This is a genomic window from Alistipes ihumii AP11 (assembly GCF_025144665.1).
In the GTDB taxonomy this organism is placed as follows: domain Bacteria; phylum Bacteroidota; class Bacteroidia; order Bacteroidales; family Rikenellaceae; genus Alistipes_A; species Alistipes_A ihumii.
On record NZ_CP102294.1, the window covers coordinates 558,618 to 577,300 of the forward strand.

Sequence of the window (18,683 nt, forward strand, 5' to 3'; positions counted from 1 at the left end):
TTTTTCACGTCGTCAGGGCTCCGTAAACTTCTGCCTGTACACCGTAATGCAACTATCGGGACAAACGCTCGCGCAAGAAGCGCAACCCGTACAAGCCTCGGGCGAAACCATCCGCGAGAAACGATAACCCTTGCCGTTGACCTCGCCGCTCAACGCGAGAACCTTCATCGGACAAGCGACCACGCACAGCTCGCATCCCTTGCAGCGTTCGGCGTCGACTACGACCGTCCCCTTAATCTTTGCCATAGAATTTCGTTTATTTTCTTACAAATTTATCCGCCGCATATAAAAATAGTAATAATTTTTCATTCGAAATACGATATTCAAGAAAATGTACTTTCCTTTTTCCGCCTCATTCTCACCGCATAAAAACATAAAAAACAAAAAGCGTCAGCTTTTCCTACCGTTTTCCTGCAAGCCGATGACGAAACCGTGCCTGTCGATTCTGCAAGCAATTCATTCCTGCGAAGAAAATCCCTCGCCGCTGGGAAATCACAGAAAATCGAAAGAAACAAATTGAAATTCCTCAAGCCGAAATACATCCGAATCGATCGGAATATCCCGACCCAACCGACGAATAGCAATTTTTTATTTCATTTACCTAAAAAACCGCCACTTTGCCTATTATCTGTCAGTATATTACACGGTTGACAAATCGGATCGGAATCCTTATGTTTGTACTACAAGCTCGGCTACCGAGTTTCTTAATTTACTAACTAACACGGATTTACTATCATGAAGAAATTTTACCCGATCTTATTATGCATGGCGGGCCTGCTTTGGATGAATACGGCGTGCGACGATTCCGACGAAGGCCAGGGCCAGGGACCGGAAAAAGAAAGTACGGAAACCGCCATGAAATACGTGACGGCCACATACGTCGGCGAACAAAACGCATGCGGCTTTTTCACTTTCGACTTTTGTACAGAGCCTACGGGCGAGAACGAAGCAATCCCTGCGAATGCCTCCGGACTGCACATAGAACTTTATTCGGACGTCGTGGCGCCCGAAAATCTGCTGGATGCCAGCATCGCTCCGGGAAGGTACGCGACAGGGGAGACTCCGGGCAAATTCACGATCCAGTCCGGACAGACAGCCGAGGGAAGGGTCACCGGTTCCTACTACTACACTACGGACGTAAACGGCAATGTCACCAAGCTCCCTGTAACCGAAGGCGAGATTTACTTCGTCATAACGGACGGCAATCAGGCGGCTTTCATCTCCGACCTGAAGATCGACCAGCAGGAAAACAAATGGGTGTCCTGCGAATACAACGGCAAGATAGACGTCGAACCGGTCTACCATACGGTCTTCACCGCTCAGACCGGATGGTACTGGGGGGACGACGACTATGACTATCCCGGTATCGGACAATATCTAATCACCCTATACGACGGCGAATACGACAGCCAAGGCCTGATCGAAGGAACCTCCATATCGCTCAGCTACTATGCCGAAATGGCGCCTAAGGCATGGGAAGCACAAATTCCCGAGGGCATTTATCACAGCTCGACGGAGTACCAGAAGGGGACGATCCTCGTAGCCACTCCGGAAATCATCGAGGAACAGCCTTGGAGCATATACGGTTATGCCATGCGTAAACAGATCGTCAATGGCGAAACAAACGAGCATTTCGCCATCGAGGTCGTTTCCAAAGTCGAAAAGATCGGGGACGGGCAATACGTTCTCAAATTCAACATCCTGTTCAACAACGGAGAGAGGCATCTTTCAAAATACGTCGGTAACGTAAGGCAAGGCGACGAGTTCACGAAAACAACCCTGACGCAGGATCTGACGATGGAAACGCCCGGCTTCGGCTACATCGAGTACAACGGTCCTTCGCCGATGTGGAATATCAAGGGAGTCAATCGCTGGAGTATTCGACTCTACACCGACGGAATAGTCGTACATCCTGACCAATACTGGGGCGTCGAACTGAACGGGGAAGGCGAATATATCACAATCGAATTATTCACCGACTCGCATTATACGACCGAAATTCCGGAAGGCCGCTATGTCATATCGAAAGAAGAAGTACCTTATCATGCCAATATGGGCCAAGGCGGCTGGGGCTACAACTTCGGCACATGGTACTACGACTTGGGAGACAATCAGGCTCCGGCCGTATCCGGCGAGGTTAATGTCGGCAGAAACGGCGACGACTATACGGTCGCTTTCCAACTGATCGACGACAGGGGGAACACCATTCAAAGCGATTATACGGGTCCCCTGCAGTACTGGGACAGCTACAACACTTCCAGCGCAGCTCCCGCTCCTGCTTGGTTGTCCGCTCCTTCCTCGAGCTACGAGGCAGCAAAAGCAGCAAAAGTCACGAGCGATCTCGAACAACATAACGGAAAGCAGAACGAAAAATAAGCGATCTTTTTCGGCTGTGTCGAAAACACTTTGAACCGGCGCGGGAGTCCTTCGAGATTTTCCCGCGCCGGTCTTTTCCCCGCATGGCAAAACCTTCCGGCATGGGCTCTGCGACCGGCATCGCTTCTGCAAAGGCTCTCAAGCGGGAAAGCCATGTATAGGTTGGTTAAGCCCGGCCGATCAGACATGCAAAACAAGACGGCATGCCTGCAAAAAAACGGACGGGAACAAATTCCGTCCGTTTTCTCTTATAAAGCGATTCGCTTCAAAACCTTCGCCACGTCAATCGAGCGAGTGAATGACCAGCCCCGAGCGTAGTTTCGGCTCGAACCAAGTGGTCTTCGGAGGCATGATCTGGCCCGAGTCGGCGATATCGATCAACTGTTTCATCGAAACCGGATAGAGCGCGAAAGCCACCTTCATTTCGCCGCTATCGACCCGGCGCTGCAACTCGCCGAGTCCCCGGATACCGCCGACGAAGTCGATCCGCTTGTCCGTGCGCAGGTCCTTGATGCCCAGCAACCGGTCCAGCACGCGCTCCGAAAGGACCGTCACGTCCAGTACCCCGATCGGATCGCTGTCGTCGTAGGTCCCTTCGCGTGCCGTCAGACTGTACCAGCGCCCGTCGAGATACATCGAGAAATTGTGCAGCGCGACGGGATGATAGATGCCCGTGCCCTTGTCCTCGACGATGAAATCCTTCTCGAGCGCCCGGAGCAGCTCCTCGGGCGACAAGCCGTTCAGGTCCTTCACTACGCGATTGTAGTCGATGATCTTCAACTGGCTGTCCGGAAAGATGACGGCCAAGAAATAGCAATACTCCTCATGACCTGTGTGCGCCCCGTTAGCTCGCATCTTTTCCTCGGCGACACGCGCGGCAGCGGCCGTGCGATGATGCCCGTCGGCCACGTACAACGCCGGAATCTCGTCGAATATCTCCGTAATGCGCCGCTGAATCTCCTGATCGTCGATCACCCAGAAACGATGTCCGAAACCGTCGGCCGCCGTGAAATCGTACTCGGGCGGATTGTTCTCGACGACACCGCTAATAATCATATCCATTTCGGCATTGGCCGGATAGGAGAAAAACACGGGCTCGATATTGGCGTTCTGATTCCGCACGTGAATCATACGGTCCTCCTCCTTGTCGGGACGCGTCAGCTCGTGCTTCTTGATCCTGCCGCGGACATAATCGTCGAAATGACAGGCGGCGACCAGCCCGTACTGCGTACGGCCGTCCATCGTCTGCGCATAGACGTAGTACTTCTCCTCGTCGTCCTGCACGAGCCACCCGCGCTCGCGCCAGCGCCGGAAGTTCTCGACGGCCTTGCGGTAGACTTCCTCGCAATGCTCGTCGGCGATCGGATCGAAATCGATCTCCGGCTTGATGATGTGGAGCAGCGATTTTTCGGTAGCTTCCTTTTTAGCCTCCTGCGAATTGAGCACGTCGTACGGACGCGAGGCCACCTCGGCGGCGTATTTCCTCGGCGGGCGGATGCCCCGGAACGGTTTGATCTTTACCATATTTCCTATTTTTTGAATGATACTATCCGGACAACCGAAGATGCAAAGCCCCCGGAACGATGTTCCGGGGGCCCGTTCTTCGGCGAAGAACTACTTGTTGACCTGAAACCTGCGATTGCCGTTTTTCAGGAAATCGACCGTCTGACGGGCAGCTGCCAAACCCGCATTCAGATTGGCCTCGGCCGTCTCGGCCCCCATCTTCTTCGGCGTAGCGAACACCCGCTTGCCGAACTTCTCCGTCAGCAAAGGTTGTGCCTCGGCAGCGATGTCGGTGATATATTTCAGGTCGGCGCGTTCTTCGAACGCCCGAATCAATCCCTGCTCGTCGATCACCTCCTTACGCGCGGTATTGATCAGTACGCCGCCCTTGGGCATACTCGACAGCAATTCGTAACCGATCGATCCCCGCGTCTGGGCCGTAGCCGGAATGTGCAGCGAAACGTAATCGGACGAGGCATACAACTCCTCGACCGTTCCGACCGCCTCGACGCCGTCGGCTTCCAGCTGCCTCGGATCGACGAACGGATCGAACGCCTTCACGCTCATGCCGAGCGCACGCCCGTAGCGCGCCACGATACGTCCCACGTTGCCGTAGGCATGGATTCCGAGACGCTTGCCGCTTACTTCGGCTCCCGTACCCGGCGTGAACTGGTTGCGCGAGATGAAGATCATCATGCTCACGACCAGCTCGGCCACGGCATTCGAATTCTGTCCGGGCGTGTTCATCACGACGATGCCCCTCTCGGTGCAGGCCGCCAAATCGACGTTGTCGTAGCCGGCTCCGGCCCGCACGACGATTTTCAGGTTCCGGGCCGCATCGATCACCTCGCGCGTGACCTTATCGCTGCGGACGATCAGTCCGTCGGCATCGGCCACGGCGGCCAGCAGTTCCGCCTTATCGGCGTACTTTTCGAGCAGAGCCAGCTCGTATCCGGCTCCCTCGACGATTTCTCGTATACCGTCGACCGCCGCCTTGGCAAACGGTTTCTCGGTAGCTACCAATATTTTCATAAACGTAACGTTCTCTAAGGTTTCAAACGAAATGGCTTTTTTCACCCGCGAAGGTCCGGGGTACATGACGAGGATTCCCATAAACGCCTATTTGGCATGGATCTTCTCGAACTCGCGCATGCAGTCGACCAGTGCCTGCACGCTCTCGATCGGCAGCGCATTGTAGATCGACGCGCGGAAACCGCCCACCAGACGGTGCCCCTTGATGCCGACCATACCTTTGCCCTTGGCGAACTCGAGGAACTCGGGTGCCAGATCGGCATACGGCTCGCTCATCACGAAGCAGACGTTCATCAGCGAGCGGTCCTCCTTGACGGCCGTCCCGACGAACAGCGGGTTACGGTCGATTTCGGCGTAGAGCAGATCGGCTTTCGCCTTGTTGCGCTTTTGGATTTCGGGTACGCCCCCGATCGACTTGAGCCACTTGAGCGTCTCCTTCACGACATAGATCGCGAACACGGGAGGCGTATTGAACATCGACTTGCTGGCGATGTGATTGCGGTAGTCGACCATCGAGGGCAGCGGACGGGAAACCTTGCCCAGCGCGTCCTCCCGCACGATGACGAACGTCACGCCGGCAGGACCGATGTTCTTCTGCGCGCCGCCGTAGATCATCGCGTACTTGCTCACGTCGACCGGACGGCTCAGAATGTCGGAACTCATATCGGCGATCAGCGGAACCGGCGAATCGATGTCGGTGTGGTACTCCGTGCCGTAAATCGTATTGTTGGAGGTAATGTGCAGATAATCCAAATCCGACGGGATGGCGTATCCTTTCGGAATATAGGTGAAGTTCTTGTCTTCCGAGGAAGCGAGCACCTCGACCTCGCCGAACAATTTGGCCTCTTTGATCGCCTTCTTGGCCCATACGCCCGTATTGACGTAACCGGCTTTCTTTTCGAGAAAATTGTAGGGCACTTCGAAAAACTGGGTGCTGGCGCCGCCGCCCAAGAAAAGAACTTTGTAGTTGTCGGGAATATGCAGCAATTCGCGGAAAAGCGCCTCGGCTTCGTCGTTCACGGCTTCGAAATCTTTCGTCCGGTGCGATATTTCCAGCAGCGACAGCCCGATGCCTTCGAAGTCCAAAATAGCCTTGGCGGCATTCTCGATGGCTACGCGCGGCAGAATCGACGGTCCTGCGTTGAAATTGTGTTTTTTCATCGTCGTAAAAGAAATTATACGGTTAATACTCTAAAAGAATCGGGAATAACAGCTTCAAACTTACCAAAAAATCTCCGAACCGCGAAAGATTTTCCCGTTTTTATACAACAACCCGAAACCGTCCATTTTTTTTAACGCGTTTTTTGGCTTACTTTTGCAAGCGTTTCCAAATGATAGCGTGATGATTAAATCGATGACAGGCTACGGCAAGGCCGAAGCCGCGACGGAGCACAAGAAGATAACCGTCGAAATCCGCTCGCTCAACAGCAAGCAGCTCGATCTGGCGGTCAAGCTGCCGTCCGCATACCGCCAGTGCGAATACGAGATCCGTCAGAGAGTAGGCAAACGGCTCCAACGAGGGAAAATCGACGTCTTCGTATCGTACGAAACGGTAGGTCGGGCCACCGGCGTGACGATCGACCGGGACATTTTCGCGCACTATGCCGGGCAGCTCCGCGAACTCGCCGAGGCGAGCGGGCTGGGCTGGGGGAGCGCGGCGGCCGACGCGGCCGCGATGACGGCCATACTGAGGCTGCCCGACACCGTGCAGAACAACTCCGAAGCCGTTTCCGACGAAGAACTGACAGCACTTGGCAGCGCCGTAGCCGAAGCCCTCGACCGCATCGACGAGTTCCGCGCTCAGGAAGGAACCACGCTGATAGCCGACCTGCTCCGCCGCATCGACCGCATCGAGCAGATCAAAAACGAGATCGAACCGTACGAGAAAGCACGCACCGAAACGATCAAGGCCCGGATTCGGGAACACGTCGAATCGCTCGGCATACCCTACGACGCGGGACGGCTCGAACAGGAAATGATCTACTACATCGAAAAACTGGACATCACCGAGGAGAAAGTCCGCCTGCAAAACCACTGCCGCTATTTCCGCGAAGTGGCGCATGCCGAGCAGGGAGCGGGCCGCAAGCTCGGGTTCATCGCGCAGGAGCTCGGGCGCGAGATCAATACGCTCGGATCGAAGTCCAACGAAGCGACGATGCAGAAAATGGTCGTCGAGATGAAGGACGAGCTCGAAAAGATCAAGGAGCAGGTGCTCAACATCTTGTAGAAGCACCTTTCCCGAATTAAATCCATCCGATCAAACGCTACAGCCATGTCCCGAATCACCGAAGGAAAAGTCGTCATTTTCTCGGCTCCGTCCGGAGCGGGAAAGTCCACGATCATCGGCCGCCTGCTCGAAAAATTTCCCCGCCTCGAATTTTCCATATCGTGCACGAGCAGGCCGCCGCGAGGAAAAGAAGTTCACGGACGCGAGTACTATTTCCTCAGCAACGACGAGTTCAAAGCGCGCGCGGGGGCAGGGGAGTTCGTCGAATGGGAGGAGGTCTATCCCGGAACCTGCTACGGCACGCTGCGCAGCGAAGTGGACAGGATATGGGAGAAGGGGAGCGTAATCGTTTTCGACGTGGACGTCAAGGGAGGCGTCAATCTCAAGAAAACGTTCGGCGCAAGCGCCCTGTCCGTCTTCATCATGCCGCCTTCGGTCGATGAGCTGCGGCGCCGGCTCGTCGGCCGGGGAACCGACTCGGCCGAAACGATCGAAAAGCGGGTGGCCAAGGCCGAGCAGGAGATCGCCCATGCCCCGCAGTTCGACCGGGTGATCGTGAACGACTCGCTCGAAGAAGCCGTCGCCGAGGCAGAAAAAACCGTCGCCGAATTCATCGGATAGCATGGAAGCCGAGCCGACCATCCTGCTGCCGGGATCTTTCAACCCGATTCACAAAGGTCATCTGAGTATCGCCGAGAACGTTCTGCGAGCCATGCCCGAGGCTACGCTGTGGTTCGTCGTATCGCCGCAGAATCCGCTGAAATCCCCCTCAGAGCTCGCCGAGGAGCGACACCGGCTGCAAATGGCTCGGATAGCCGTCGGCTCGTCTCCGCTCAGAGAGCGCATGGCCGTCTGCGACGTCGAATTCACGCTGCCCAAGCCGTCGCTGACACTGCGCACGCTCGATGTACTGCAAGCGAAATATCCGTCGCGCCGGTTCGCCCTGCTGGTCGGCACGGACATTGTCGGAGAGTTCGGACGCTGGTACCGGTCCGGGGAGATTCTGGACCGCTTCGAGGTTCTGGTCTATCCGCGCGGGACGGAGCCGGACAGCGTTTCCGACGAACGCTTCACGTTTCTGAAAGACGTCCCGACCATTCCCGTCGTAGCGACCGATATTCGCGCCAGAATCCGCCGGGGAGAGAACCCGGCCGACGACTTGCCTCCCGGCGTGTGGGAATACATCAAGGAAAACGGACTCTATGGATACGCCCGATGAGACGATCCGCCGGATCGAAGAACTCGACCGCGCAATCGGCCGGACGCCCGAGCAAAGCGCGCTGTATATGCGGCGGGGGCGCCTGCTGTACCGGGCAGGACTGTTCCACCGGGCGCTGAACGACTTCCGCAAGGCGCGCGAGCTGGACGGCACGAACGCCGAAGCGGACGCCTATATCGAGATGCTGCAGGAAATATTCGATTTCCGCTACACGGATTTGTACAACCCGTAACGTTTTTCGGAAAGGAAGCATTAAATTTGCGGCCGTATATAACTCGAACCATGAAGAAAAAAATCGCCCTGATCGCCGGCGGAGACTCTTCCGAATGGAAAATCGCGCTGGAGGGCGCCGCGCTGATCGAACAGGTACTCGATACCGACAAATACGACGTATACAAAATCGTTCTTCACGACGGCCGCTGGACCTATACGGCTCCGGACGGCGCCACGACGGAGCTGGACCGCAACGACTTCACGCTGACGCTCGGCGGGCGCAGAATTCGTCTCGAATACGCCCTGATCCTGATTCACGGCACGCCGGGCGAGGACGGACGGCTGCAAGGATATCTGGACATGATGAGAATCCCGTACTCGTCCTGCGGCTTCGTCACATCGGTCATCACGTTCGACAAGGCGGCCTGCAAACGCGCCCTGCACGGAGCGGGTCTGAACATGGCCCGCGAGATTCTGCTCGACCGTCACAGTCAGGTCGATCCCGACGAGGCGATCGGCCGGCTGGGCCTGCCGCTGTTCGTCAAGCCGAACGCCAGCGGAAGCAGCTTCGGCGTCACGAAAGTCAAAACGCGGGAACAGCTGCTTCCCGCCGTCGAGGCCGCGTTCGCCGAGAGCGACCACGTGCTGATGGAGGAGTGCATCGACGGACGCGAAATCAGCTGCGGCGTCATGATCGCCGGGGGCAAGGAGTATCTGTTTCCGATTACGGAGCTCGTCTGCCAGAGCGAGTTTTTCGACTACAAGGCCAAGTATCAGGGATTCTCGAAGGAAATCACCCCGGCCGATCTGGACGAACGAACGGTAAAGAAAGTAAACGCGATGACGCTGGCGACCTACAAGAAGCTGAACTGCCGGGGCGTGGTCCGCATCGATTTCATCGTGCGCGACGGCGAGCCGTATTTCATCGAAGTGAACACGATTCCGGGCATGAGCGCGCACAGCATCATCCCGCAGCAGGCCGCCGCGATGGGCATGAGCATGTCCGAACTGTTCGACCTGATTATCGAGGAAACCTCGCAGGCGCAGCCATGATGATCCAGATCGACGACAAGATCGTCAGCTCCGAGCTGCTGACCGAGCGTTTCTGCTGCGACCTGTCGCACTGCAAGGGCATCTGCTGCGTCGAGGGCAACGCCGGAGCTCCGCTCGAAATCGACGAGGTAGAAGTGCTCGAACACGAGTGGGAAGCGTACAGACCGTATATGAAGCCCGAAGGGATCGAGGCCGTCGAGCGGCAGGGCTTCATGGTTCTCGACGAGGACGGCGACCTTACCACACCGCTGATCGGCGAAGCCGAGTGCGCATACTCGTTCGAGGAGAACGGCGTCACGATGTGCGCGATCGAGCGGGCATGGAAGGAAGGACGCACGCCTTTTCAGAAACCGATTTCGTGCCACCTGTATCCGATCCGGCTCATTACGCTGAGCAACGGAACCGTCGGCCTCAACTACCACCGATGGGACGTTTGCGACAGCGCGAGACGATTGGGACGCAAACTCGGCACGCCGGTCTACCGCACGCTGCGCGAGCCGATCGTCCGCCGCTTCGGCGAACCGTTCTTCGCAGCGCTCGAAGAAGCGGAACACTACCTGAGCGAAACCGGACCGGACAAATGACCCGCCTCGGCTCGCCGGAACGGCGGCTCCGGCGAAAGCATCAGGCGTTCTTTGTATCCCGAATCATCCGACCAACCGATCGGACCGAGCCATATAGAAACCCAACGCTAACGAAGAACAGAGCATGCACCTGCTTTCCGCGACCCGACGGCAGAGAACACCGAAGCGGGCGGCGTTTTTTTCGTTTCCCGTTTCCATTACCTTTTTTCGCCGGGTGATGGTCTGTCAAAGTTTTCAAAAGCTATTAACATTCTAAAAATCCGCCCGTTTCGTTCTCATTTCGAGTCAAATACTCCACAAGCCGGCCATGCAACCCGACGGCATCCGCTTCGTCCGACCGTTGCTCGGGTGTGGCAGGAACCGACCCGCCTTGACCGCCCCCCGGACATTCGCATTCCGGGCGTTTCGTCCCGAAACGCGCTACACGACAGCGTGCCGGGCTGAACGATGAAGAACAGACAGTGCGTTTGTCCCCACACGACACCCTTACCGAACGGAACGCCGAGGCCGAAAGTAAAAAATATTTCGTACTTTTGTTTTCGTTCTAAACCCGACCGAATGCTCAAAAACCTTATACTGACGGTCTGTCTTTTTCTTTGCCTGACCCGCGTCGACGCCCAGCGACGCAAACCGGCGGGACCGCCGGCCGCTCCCCATCTCGAAGAACTGCCCCAGCGGCCGCTCGACACGCTGCCGACAGACGACCCGGAGACGAAAGTGATCCTGTACAGCAACAACACATGGAGCTTCTACCGACCTTCCTTGCGTACGCTCGACTCGCTGCCGGTCTATGCCCAGCACTGGGACACCTCTCAGGTCTTCGCATACAAGAGCATCGAGTATGCCGACCTGCCGCCCGTAATCGACTTGAAAATCGTCAAGGATCTGAGCGAGTTCACTCCGCCCGTCGTCGGAAACGTACTGTCGAAGTACGGTCCTCGCCGTCGTCGCAACCACAACGGGGTGGATATCCCGCTGAAAGTGGGCGAGCCGATCCGTGCCGCGTTCGACGGAAGGGTACGCTACGCCAAGTACAACACGGGCGGCTTCGGCAATCTGGTGATCGTCCGACACCCCAACGGGCTCGAAACATGGCATGCCCATCTATCGAAGCTGAACGTACAAGTCAACGAATACGTCAAGACGGGGCAGGTCATCGGATTCAGCGGCAATACGGGCCGAAGCCGGGGCCCTCATCTTCATTTCGAAATGCGCTACTGCGACCAGACTTTCGATCCGGAATTCATCATCGACTTTCCGACGGGCTGCCTCAAGTACCAGACCTTCGCACTCGAAAAGTCGTTTTTCAACATACACTCCCGCGCATCGGAGATATTGGAGGAAGAAGACGACGACTTTCCGCTGCTCGCGTCGGCCGAAGGCGACAGCACCACCACCTCGACCGATATTCTGGCCAGAATAGCCGAAGCGCAGAACAAGGAGAAGGCCGAAAGCCAGCGCTCGACGCTGTCGCAAAGCACGGCCGTCTACCATACGATCCGCTCGGGCGACATGCTCGGCAAGCTCGCAATCAAGTACGGCGTATCGATCGACCAGATTTGCCGCCTGAACAAGATCAGCCGCACGACGATCCTGCAGCTGGGCCGGAAGCTCCGTATCAAATAAACAATGGCGAAACGAACGCCCGAGGAAAGCTTTGCATTTTTAAGTGCCGTATCCCTCTTTCGGTTTTACAGTGCCGAAACCGGTCCGTACAAATCATAGAAGAACAGAGCCGGCAGTCTGCCGGCTCTATTCTTCAAAAGACAAATCGTCAATCCAATTTGGGCAGATACTGTCCCCTGTTACCGCCCGGGAAAACCATACTCTGAATCCCTTTTTCTCCGATCAGACCGTAAAAATTCTGCTTCATCGTACTGTCGGTCAAAATGATCAGATTCTTATCGCGCCACCATGTACCGGCAGAGAGAAGGAACGAATAAGCACCGATGTATAAACGGTATTTATGCATCTTGGTCAGCACCAAATAAAGGGAAGAGACATCGAAAGGATCGCCGTATGCTCCGACAAGATGATCGAGATGAACATATGGTCTGCGTTGATATGCTTCCCGTCTGTTACGTACCGTATCGAGAAGGAGTCCGCGTTGGGTCTCGCTCCACGGGTTCCGCAGATCCGGACCGGCCCCATCCCACCGAAAAGGATATTTGACAAAATGATCAGGTCCCATAATGAAATGCAATAACGTATCCGCCATGATAGCCTTCATTCGAGTTCCTGTCGAACGGTCTGTCAATTCGATCTTTCCCTTCTCATATTCTCGCCAGAGCCCATCTCCGAGTGGTATTTGAAGCAGTACATCCGGTGATGCATCGATGAAAAACTCAATCTTATACATCCCATTCTTGTACAACGATAAAACACAAAAATTATCATGAGGCGTCTTAACAGAAAATACGAACCCTTCCCCCCTTGTTCGCGACGGCATGGAGGGGTGCAAAGAAAAAAGGGAGTCGGTAGAATCCAATGGCATATTCTCCGACGATATACCCACAACCTGTCCGTTTAAGGTAAACGAACAGAAAACGATAAACAATCCTATTATGACCGCTTTCATGCTTGTGCGTTAATAGGGCAACAAACGTATGGATCATAGCCCTTATCCAAACGTATTGCGGGTTAACTCACCAATTTCCTACTCCGTCCGGGCGGAATGGCGGAAACAATCGGCTTTAGTACCGCCTCGCGCCGAATATCGCGCTGCCGATGCGGACCATCGTGCTGCCGCATTCGACGGCCAGAGGATAGTCGGCCGACATGCCCATCGACAGCGTGTCGAACCGTTCGTCGAAAAATTCGCCTTTCCACCGGACGAACAAGTCGCGAAGACGCGTAAATTCCGCACGCACGATCTCTTTCTCGTCCGTATTGGTCGCCACGCCCATCAGCCCGCGGAAGCGCACGCCCTCCAACGAGCGGTGCTCGCCGGAGCGCAAATAGCGCTCCAGCTCGCCCTCGTCCCAACCGTGCTTGCTCTCTTCGCGCGCGATACGAACCTCCAGCAGTACGTCGATCACCCTATCGTTGCGACGAGCCTCCCGGTCGATGAACCGAAGCAGGCGGGCCGACTCGGCCGAGTGGATCATCGAGACGAACGGGGCGACGAGCTTCACCTTGTTCGTTTGCAGGCCGCCGATCAGATGCCACTCGATGTCGCCGGGCAGCTCGGCTTGCTTGGCCGCCAGCTCCTGCGGACGGTTTTCCCCGAAAACGCGCTGGCCGGCCTCGTAGGCCTCCATGATCGCGGACGGCGGATAGGTTTTGGAAACGGCCACGAGCGTGACGCCCGACGGCAAGGACGCTTTCAGCGACGCTATTTTATCGGCTACGGACATAACGAAACCCCTCGGCGGGTCATTTTTATGACTGGAAATTACTACATTTGTTTTTCGACAACCAAAATTAACGAAAAAGCGCGAAACATGAAAAGAAAACGAACGGCTATTTTCCTGCTGGCGGCGGCGCTGCTGCCTCTGCGGCAGGCCGAAGCCTGCACGAATATCCTCGTATCGAAGGGCGCGAGCCGCGACGGCTCGACGATGGTCACCTATACGGCCGACTCCCACCAGTTGTACGGATGCCTCTATTTCCGGCCGGCAGCGAAGTACGCTCCGGGGACGATGATGCCCATATACGAATGGGATACGGGCCGCTATCTGGGCGAAATCCCGCAGGCGGCCGAGACCTATTCGGTCATCGGCAACATGAACGAGCACCAGCTCGTCATAGCCGAAAGCACGTTCGGCGGACGACACGAGCTGGTCGACACGACCGGGCTGATCGACTACGGCACGCTGATCTACACGACGCTTCAGCGCGCCCGCACGGCCCGCGAGGCGATCGCCGTCATGAACGATTTGGTGACCAAGTACGGCTACTGCTCGGAAGGGGAGTCGTTCTCGATAGCCGACCCGAACGAAGTGTGGCACATGGAAATGGTCGGCAAGGGAGTCGAGATGAAGGACGGAGCTAACGTAAACCGGGGCGCCGTATGGGTCGCCGTGAAAGTGCCCGACGGATACATCTCGATGCACGCCAACCAGGCCCGCATCACGCAGTTTCCGCTCGACGATCCGCAGAACTGCCTCTATTCGCCCGATCTGATCGCGTTCGCCAAATCGAAAGGGCTGTACAAAGGGCCCGACAAAGGGTTCAGTTTCGCCGAGGCTTTCGCGCCGGCCGACTTCAGCGCGCTCAGGGCCTGCGAAGCCCGCGTCTGGAGCACGTTCAACCGCGTGACGCGGGGAGCTATGGAAAAATACCTCGACTACGCGATGGGGCATAATCGCTCGAACCGGATGCCGCTGTTCGTCAAGCCGGTCGAGAAGCTGTCGGCCAAGGAAGTGATGTGGCTGATGCGCGACCATTACGAGGATACGCCGCTGGATATGCGCAACGATATCGGAGCGGGCGGGCACAATCTGCCGTACCGCTGGCGCCCGATGACCTTCACCGTCGACGGGCAGGAGTACGTCAACGAACGGGCGATCGCCACGCAGCAGACGGGCTTCTGGTTCGTTTCCCAAAGCCGAAGCTGGCTGCCCGACGCGATCGGAGGATTGCTGTGGTTCGGAGTCGACGACTCGGGCACATCGTGCCTGACGCCGATCTATACCAGCTCGACGCGCGTGCCGGAATGCTTCCGCGAAGGCAACGGCCATTTGACCGAGTACTCGCCCACGTCGGCTTTTTGGCTTTTCAACCGCGTGACGAATTTCGCTTATTTGCGCTACGACCTCATAAGCGAGGACATCAAACGGGTGATCCACGAAACCGAGGATCGCAACATGGCCGAGATTCCGGCCGTCGATGCGGCGGCGGAAATGCTTTACAAGCAGAATCCCGAACTGGCGGTCGACTTCCTGACGGACTATTCGGTCCGCACGGCCCAGAAAATGTTCGATCGCTGGACGGAGCTGGACCGTTATCTGCTGGTCAAGTATATGGACGGCAACGTCAAGAAAGAGAAAGACGGACGGTTCGAGGACAACGGCAACGGACAACACATTCCGGCCATGCCCGATTTTCCGGGCTACAACGAAGCATGGCAGAGAGCGGTGGCCGCCGGAACGGGCGACCGGCTCAAGGTGGTCGAACCGAAATAAAGCCTCGTCGCTTCCCCATGGCAACACGAAAGCGGCAGCCCGGTCGGGCTGCCGCTTTCGCTTTTCACACCGCTATTCCGGACCGGGGCCGTGCGGACCGTCTCGGCGACCTCTCCCCGCAAAGAACCATCTGCAACCGAACCATACGACACGAGTCCATTCCCGATTCCATACTTTATACCAGCTTCCGGGTTCTCCTTGGTTTCCGGCTTTTTGGTACGGGGCCCCCTCCGGCGAAAGCGATTCAGGGCAAGGAACCGACCGGTCGTGCGGCCTGCGTTCGCCGACCGCGATCGGCGAACAGAAAAAATCCGGGTGCGAACATACTCGATACATGGAAATACAATTGCTCTCCATTATCTGTCAATGCTAACTCTTTTCCACGAGCGCATGCTTTCTCACGGCGTTCCGGTAAGTCACCGTCCCGGTAAAAAGCGCAAAAGGGAACGAACCGAACCGCCGAGAGTAAAAAATTCCACCGATTTGACTAAATTTGCGACGGAATGAAAGACTGGACGCGCAAAATAATCGGACTGTCGCTCGTCGCGCTCTTTGCAGGGTATTACGGCGGAACGACGCTCTTTTACCATGCGCACGAGATCGACGGCGTCAAGATCGTCCATTCGCATCCGTATACCGGCGACGCCCAGCACCACGCGCATTCGGCAGCCTCGTGCCGGACCATCCAACTACTGTCCGGACTGACTTTCCTCACTTCGGCGCTCGCGCTTCTCCCGAGAGTTTTCCGGCAGCTTTCCGCCCGACAGCAAGAACATCTCGTCGCCGCAAGGCAACAATGGGAGAATCACCCCTTTTTCCTGCGCGGCCCTCCCCGGCCGGCTTTCCTTTCCTAACCGGCATCCGAACGAAGACTTCGCCCGGCTTTCAAGCGGCCGCTCGAATCCGAAGACCGTATGCGATCGCATACGGCCGATAGGACGTGTCGCTATCGTTACACAATACTCACGCAAACGAAAAAGAACATGAAACATACGTTACAGGTCATGCTCCTGCTGGCCTCTTGTCTGTCTTCGGAACACATGCGCGCGCACGGTCCCGAACACGGTACGAACCAACTTTCGGGACGGATCGTCGATGCCGAAACGAATCAAGGAATCGCCTATGCGGTCATCCAGATCGAAGGAACCACGCTGGGAACGGCGACCGACACAGCCGGATTCTATTCCCTCTCGCGTCTGCCCGAAAGCAGACCGATTACGGCCGTCGCCTCGGCCGTCGGTTACGACCGGCAAAAACAAACCGTCGCCATCATCGCCGGACAGCAGACCCGGCTCGACTTCAAGCTGCGCTCCACGGCGATCATGGAACAGATCGTCGTCACGGCAGACCGTCAGGCCACCAAGCGTACCGAAGCGCCTACCGTCGTCAACGTACTCTCGTCGAAACTGTTCGATCAAACCTCCTCGGGCAACATAGCCGACGCGCTCGGATACGTTTCCGGCCTGCGCATGGAATATACCTGCTCGAATTGCGGAACTTCGCAGATCCGGATCAACGGGCTGGAAGGCCAGTATTCGCAGATTCTGCTCGACAGCCGCCCCGTATTCAGCTCGCTGGCAGCGGTCTACGGTCTCGAACAACTGCCGGCCGGCATGGTCGACCGGGTCGAGGTGATCCGCGGCGGCGGCTCGGCCCTGTACGGATCGAACGCAATCGCCGGCGTCGTGAACATCATCACCAAGGAACCGCACCGCAACTCGGTCTCGCTGGCCAACACGACGGGATTCACGGAGTCGGGCACGGCCGACGTCAATACCTCCCTCAACGCTTCCATGCTGTCGGACGACCGCCGGGCGGGAGCCTACCTGTTCGCATCGGTCCGCAACCGCGACAACTACGACCGCAACGACGACGGTTTCTCGGATATTCCGAAGGTCGCCTCGCAGATTGCCGGCTTCCGCGCCTATTACAAGACAGGAGCCTATTCCAAACTGACTTTCGAATACCACCATATCAACGATTTCCGCCGGGGAGGAGACCACCTCGAACGGCCGCCCCACGAATCGGATATCACCGAGCAGGCCCGCCACTCGATCAACGGAGGCGGCCTTCAATTCGACCTCTACACGCCGAACCAACGCCACAAAATAGGAGTGTACGCCTCTTATCAGGACGTGCGGAGGGAAAGCTACTACGGAACGGACAAAAATCCGGACGCCTACGGCAAAACATCCGACAACACGCTTGTGGCGGGCGCGCAGTATACCTACCGGATGCACAAGTTCCTGTTCCTGCCGGCCCACCTGACATTCGGCATGGAATACAATCGCAACAACCTGCACGACCGGATGCTCGGTTACGACCGCGACATGCGGCAGATGAGCTGCACCTACGGAGGCTACGTGCAGAACGAGTGGGAGAGCGAACGGCTCAATTTCGTGATCGGCGCGCGCATCGACAAGAACAACCGGATCGGCAATCCGGTGTTCAGTCCCCGGGCTAACATCCGCTATACGCCCGTAAGGAACGTGATTCTCCGAGCGGGATACACGTCGGGATACCGGGCTCCGCAGGCCTACGACGAGGACCTGCACGTCAACGCCGTAGGCGGCAACGTATCGCTGATCGTTCTTGATCCCGACCTCAAGCCGGAGTACTCGAACAGCTTCACGCTGTCGGCCGATCTCTACCGCAACACGGGCAAGGTGCAGCTCAACCTGCTGGCCGAAGGATTCTACACGAGCCTCGACGACGTATTCTTTCTCGAAGAGCGGGCGCCCGACGCGGAAGGCAACCTGATCTTCATGCGGACGAACGCCCGAGGAGCGACGGTGCGGGGCATCAACTTCGAGGCGAAAGCGGCGCTCGATCCCGACAATTATATCCAGGCAGGATATACCTATCAGCGAAGCACATACAAGGAGGCGATGAGCTGGAGTACCGGCGCGTCGCAAGCCAAGGAGAAGCGGATGCTCCGCTCGCCCGACCATTACGGATACGTTTCGCTGAACGGATCGCCGGCGAAAAGCCTGAGCGCATCGGTCTACGGAACCTTCAGCGGCAGCATGCTCGTACCGCACTATTTCGAGAACCCGGACGACGACCGACTCAAGGAAACGCCGTGCTTCTTCGATCTCGGAATCAAGCTGTCGTACGACATCGCGCTGACGCGCCGCGTCACGATGCAGGTCAGCGGAGGGGTCAAGAACGTGCTCGACAGCTTCCAGAAAGACATCGACCGGGGCAAGACCAAGGATGCCGGCTACATATACGGCCCGGCTTTCCCTCGCACGTTCCATTTCGGAGTACGCTTCACGATGTAGGCGGGCCGCGCTGACGCGCAAGCATGCATCCGGGCCCGTGAAACGGGGTCCGGATGTTGTTTTTCC

Annotated in this window: 17 protein-coding genes; 11 read left to right on the forward strand and 6 right to left on the reverse strand. The window is 56.9% G+C overall.

All coding sequences use genetic code 11. The features are described 5' to 3' along the window. Positions 1 to 12: 12 nt before the first annotated feature. Complete coding sequence (locus NQ491_RS02290) at positions 13 to 246, reverse strand: 4Fe-4S binding protein (RefSeq protein ID WP_019244961.1); 234 nt, start codon at positions 244 to 246, stop codon at positions 13 to 15. Positions 247 to 855: 609 nt separating this feature from the next. On the opposite strand from NQ491_RS02290, the gene NQ491_RS02295 reads away from it, so the two are divergent. Continuing rightward, positions 856 to 2,376, forward strand: a complete 1,521-nt coding sequence (locus NQ491_RS02295) for a hypothetical protein (protein WP_147524882.1) — start codon at positions 856 to 858, stop codon at positions 2,374 to 2,376. Between the two features lie 282 nt (positions 2,377 to 2,658). Here the strand turns inward: NQ491_RS02295 and NQ491_RS02300 are convergent, their stop codons facing one another. The 3 genes from NQ491_RS02300 to serC form a co-directional block, all read right to left on the reverse strand. Next, the gene (locus tag NQ491_RS02300) at positions 2,659 to 3,900 is read right to left on the reverse strand and encodes a DUF1015 domain-containing protein (RefSeq protein WP_019244959.1); all 1,242 of its coding nucleotides are present in this window, start codon (positions 3,898 to 3,900) and stop codon (positions 2,659 to 2,661) included. A gap of 90 nt (positions 3,901 to 3,990) precedes the next feature. Then, a complete protein-coding gene (locus NQ491_RS02305; RefSeq protein ID WP_019244958.1) occupies positions 3,991 to 4,911 on the reverse strand; it encodes an NAD(P)-dependent oxidoreductase in 921 nt (306 codons plus the stop codon). 87 nt (positions 4,912 to 4,998) lie between these two features. Then, on the reverse strand, positions 4,999 to 6,072 hold the full coding sequence (gene serC / locus NQ491_RS02310; RefSeq protein ID WP_019244957.1) for a 3-phosphoserine/phosphohydroxythreonine transaminase: 1,074 nt from the start codon (positions 6,070 to 6,072) through the stop codon (positions 4,999 to 5,001). Between the two features lie 181 nt (positions 6,073 to 6,253). Here serC and NQ491_RS02315 point away from each other — a divergent pair, with 181 nt between their 5' ends. From NQ491_RS02315 to NQ491_RS02345, 7 genes are all read left to right on the forward strand, one after another. Then, positions 6,254 to 7,138: a YicC/YloC family endoribonuclease gene (locus NQ491_RS02315; RefSeq protein ID WP_019244956.1), complete on the forward strand. Its 885-nt coding sequence runs from the start codon at positions 6,254 to 6,256 to the stop codon at positions 7,136 to 7,138. Between the two features lie 45 nt (positions 7,139 to 7,183). Next, positions 7,184 to 7,759: a guanylate kinase gene (gene gmk, locus NQ491_RS02320; protein ID WP_019244955.1), complete on the forward strand. Its 576-nt coding sequence runs from the start codon at positions 7,184 to 7,186 to the stop codon at positions 7,757 to 7,759. A 1-nt stretch (position 7,760) separates the two neighbouring features. Further along, positions 7,761 to 8,357 (forward strand): nicotinate (nicotinamide) nucleotide adenylyltransferase, encoded by a 597-nt coding sequence (gene nadD / locus NQ491_RS02325; protein ID WP_019244954.1) that lies wholly within the window; start codon positions 7,761 to 7,763, stop codon positions 8,355 to 8,357. Next, positions 8,341 to 8,589: a hypothetical protein gene (locus NQ491_RS02330; protein ID WP_019244953.1), complete on the forward strand. Its 249-nt coding sequence runs from the start codon at positions 8,341 to 8,343 to the stop codon at positions 8,587 to 8,589. The genes nadD and NQ491_RS02330 overlap by 17 nt, the downstream gene beginning before the upstream one ends. 50 nt (positions 8,590 to 8,639) lie before the next feature. Beyond that, a complete protein-coding gene (locus NQ491_RS02335; RefSeq protein ID WP_019244952.1) occupies positions 8,640 to 9,623 on the forward strand; it encodes a D-alanine--D-alanine ligase in 984 nt (327 codons plus the stop codon). After that, positions 9,623 to 10,207 carry a DUF3109 family protein gene (locus tag NQ491_RS02340; RefSeq protein ID WP_026089499.1) on the forward strand — a complete coding sequence of 195 codons (585 nt, stop codon included), beginning with the start codon at positions 9,623 to 9,625 and terminating at the stop codon, positions 10,205 to 10,207. Before NQ491_RS02335 ends, NQ491_RS02340 begins: the two co-directional genes overlap by 1 nt. Before the next feature lie 558 nt (positions 10,208 to 10,765). Beyond that, on the forward strand, positions 10,766 to 11,833 hold the full coding sequence (locus NQ491_RS02345) for a M23 family metallopeptidase (RefSeq protein WP_019244950.1): 1,068 nt from the start codon (positions 10,766 to 10,768) through the stop codon (positions 11,831 to 11,833). A 148-nt stretch (positions 11,834 to 11,981) separates the two neighbouring features. On the opposite strand, the gene NQ491_RS02350 is transcribed toward NQ491_RS02345, so the two are convergent. Both NQ491_RS02350 and NQ491_RS02355 read right to left on the reverse strand, forming a co-directional pair. Next, positions 11,982 to 12,785 (reverse strand): hypothetical protein, encoded by an 804-nt coding sequence (locus tag NQ491_RS02350; protein ID WP_147524881.1) that lies wholly within the window; start codon positions 12,783 to 12,785, stop codon positions 11,982 to 11,984. Positions 12,786 to 12,900: 115 nt separating this feature from the next. Then, entirely contained in the window at positions 12,901 to 13,563 is a 663-nt protein-coding gene (locus NQ491_RS02355; RefSeq protein WP_019244946.1) for a YggS family pyridoxal phosphate-dependent enzyme, read from the reverse strand. Positions 13,564 to 13,650: 87 nt separating this feature from the next. Between NQ491_RS02355 and NQ491_RS02360 the strand changes: the two genes are divergently transcribed. The 3 genes from NQ491_RS02360 (at position 13,651) to NQ491_RS02370 (ending at position 18,617) form a co-directional block, all read left to right on the forward strand. Next, the gene (locus NQ491_RS02360; protein ID WP_019244945.1) at positions 13,651 to 15,333 is read left to right on the forward strand and encodes a dipeptidase; all 1,683 of its coding nucleotides are present in this window, start codon (positions 13,651 to 13,653) and stop codon (positions 15,331 to 15,333) included. Positions 15,334 to 15,836: 503 nt separating this feature from the next. Continuing rightward, positions 15,837 to 16,187 (forward strand): hypothetical protein, encoded by a 351-nt coding sequence (locus NQ491_RS02365; RefSeq protein WP_019244944.1) that lies wholly within the window; start codon positions 15,837 to 15,839, stop codon positions 16,185 to 16,187. A 129-nt stretch (positions 16,188 to 16,316) separates the two neighbouring features. Further along, positions 16,317 to 18,617, forward strand: a complete 2,301-nt coding sequence (locus NQ491_RS02370; protein WP_019244943.1) for a TonB-dependent receptor — start codon at positions 16,317 to 16,319, stop codon at positions 18,615 to 18,617. Positions 18,618 to 18,683: the final 66 nt, after the last annotated feature.

Coding starts and splice junctions, on each gene's coding strand:
- NQ491_RS02365 (WP_019244944.1), top strand. CDS start 15,837: ATGAAAGACTGGACGCGCAAAATAATCGGACTGTCGCTCGTCGCGCTC.
- NQ491_RS02360 (WP_019244945.1), top strand. CDS start 13,651: ATGAAAAGAAAACGAACGGCTATTTTCCTGCTGGCGGCGGCGCTGCTG.
- NQ491_RS02370 (WP_019244943.1), top strand. CDS start 16,317: ATGAAACATACGTTACAGGTCATGCTCCTGCTGGCCTCTTGTCTGTCT.
- NQ491_RS02355 (WP_019244946.1), bottom strand. CDS start 13,563: ATGTCCGTAGCCGATAAAATAGCGTCGCTGAAAGCGTCCTTGCCGTCG.
- serC (WP_019244957.1), bottom strand. CDS start 6,072: ATGAAAAAACACAATTTCAACGCAGGACCGTCGATTCTGCCGCGCGTA.
- NQ491_RS02335 (WP_019244952.1), top strand. CDS start 8,640: ATGAAGAAAAAAATCGCCCTGATCGCCGGCGGAGACTCTTCCGAATGG.
- gmk (WP_019244955.1), top strand. CDS start 7,184: ATGTCCCGAATCACCGAAGGAAAAGTCGTCATTTTCTCGGCTCCGTCC.
- NQ491_RS02340 (WP_026089499.1), top strand. CDS start 9,623: ATGATCCAGATCGACGACAAGATCGTCAGCTCCGAGCTGCTGACCGAG.
- NQ491_RS02290 (WP_019244961.1), bottom strand. CDS start 246: ATGGCAAAGATTAAGGGGACGGTCGTAGTCGACGCCGAACGCTGCAAG.
- NQ491_RS02305 (WP_019244958.1), bottom strand. CDS start 4,911: ATGAAAATATTGGTAGCTACCGAGAAACCGTTTGCCAAGGCGGCGGTC.
- NQ491_RS02300 (WP_019244959.1), bottom strand. CDS start 3,900: ATGGTAAAGATCAAACCGTTCCGGGGCATCCGCCCGCCGAGGAAATAC.
- NQ491_RS02295 (WP_147524882.1), top strand. CDS start 856: ATGAAATACGTGACGGCCACATACGTCGGCGAACAAAACGCATGCGGC.
- nadD (WP_019244954.1), top strand. CDS start 7,761: ATGGAAGCCGAGCCGACCATCCTGCTGCCGGGATCTTTCAACCCGATT.
- NQ491_RS02315 (WP_019244956.1), top strand. CDS start 6,254: ATGATTAAATCGATGACAGGCTACGGCAAGGCCGAAGCCGCGACGGAG.
- NQ491_RS02330 (WP_019244953.1), top strand. CDS start 8,341: ATGGATACGCCCGATGAGACGATCCGCCGGATCGAAGAACTCGACCGC.
- NQ491_RS02350 (WP_147524881.1), bottom strand. CDS start 12,785: ATGAAAGCGGTCATAATAGGATTGTTTATCGTTTTCTGTTCGTTTACC.
- NQ491_RS02345 (WP_019244950.1), top strand. CDS start 10,766: ATGCTCAAAAACCTTATACTGACGGTCTGTCTTTTTCTTTGCCTGACC.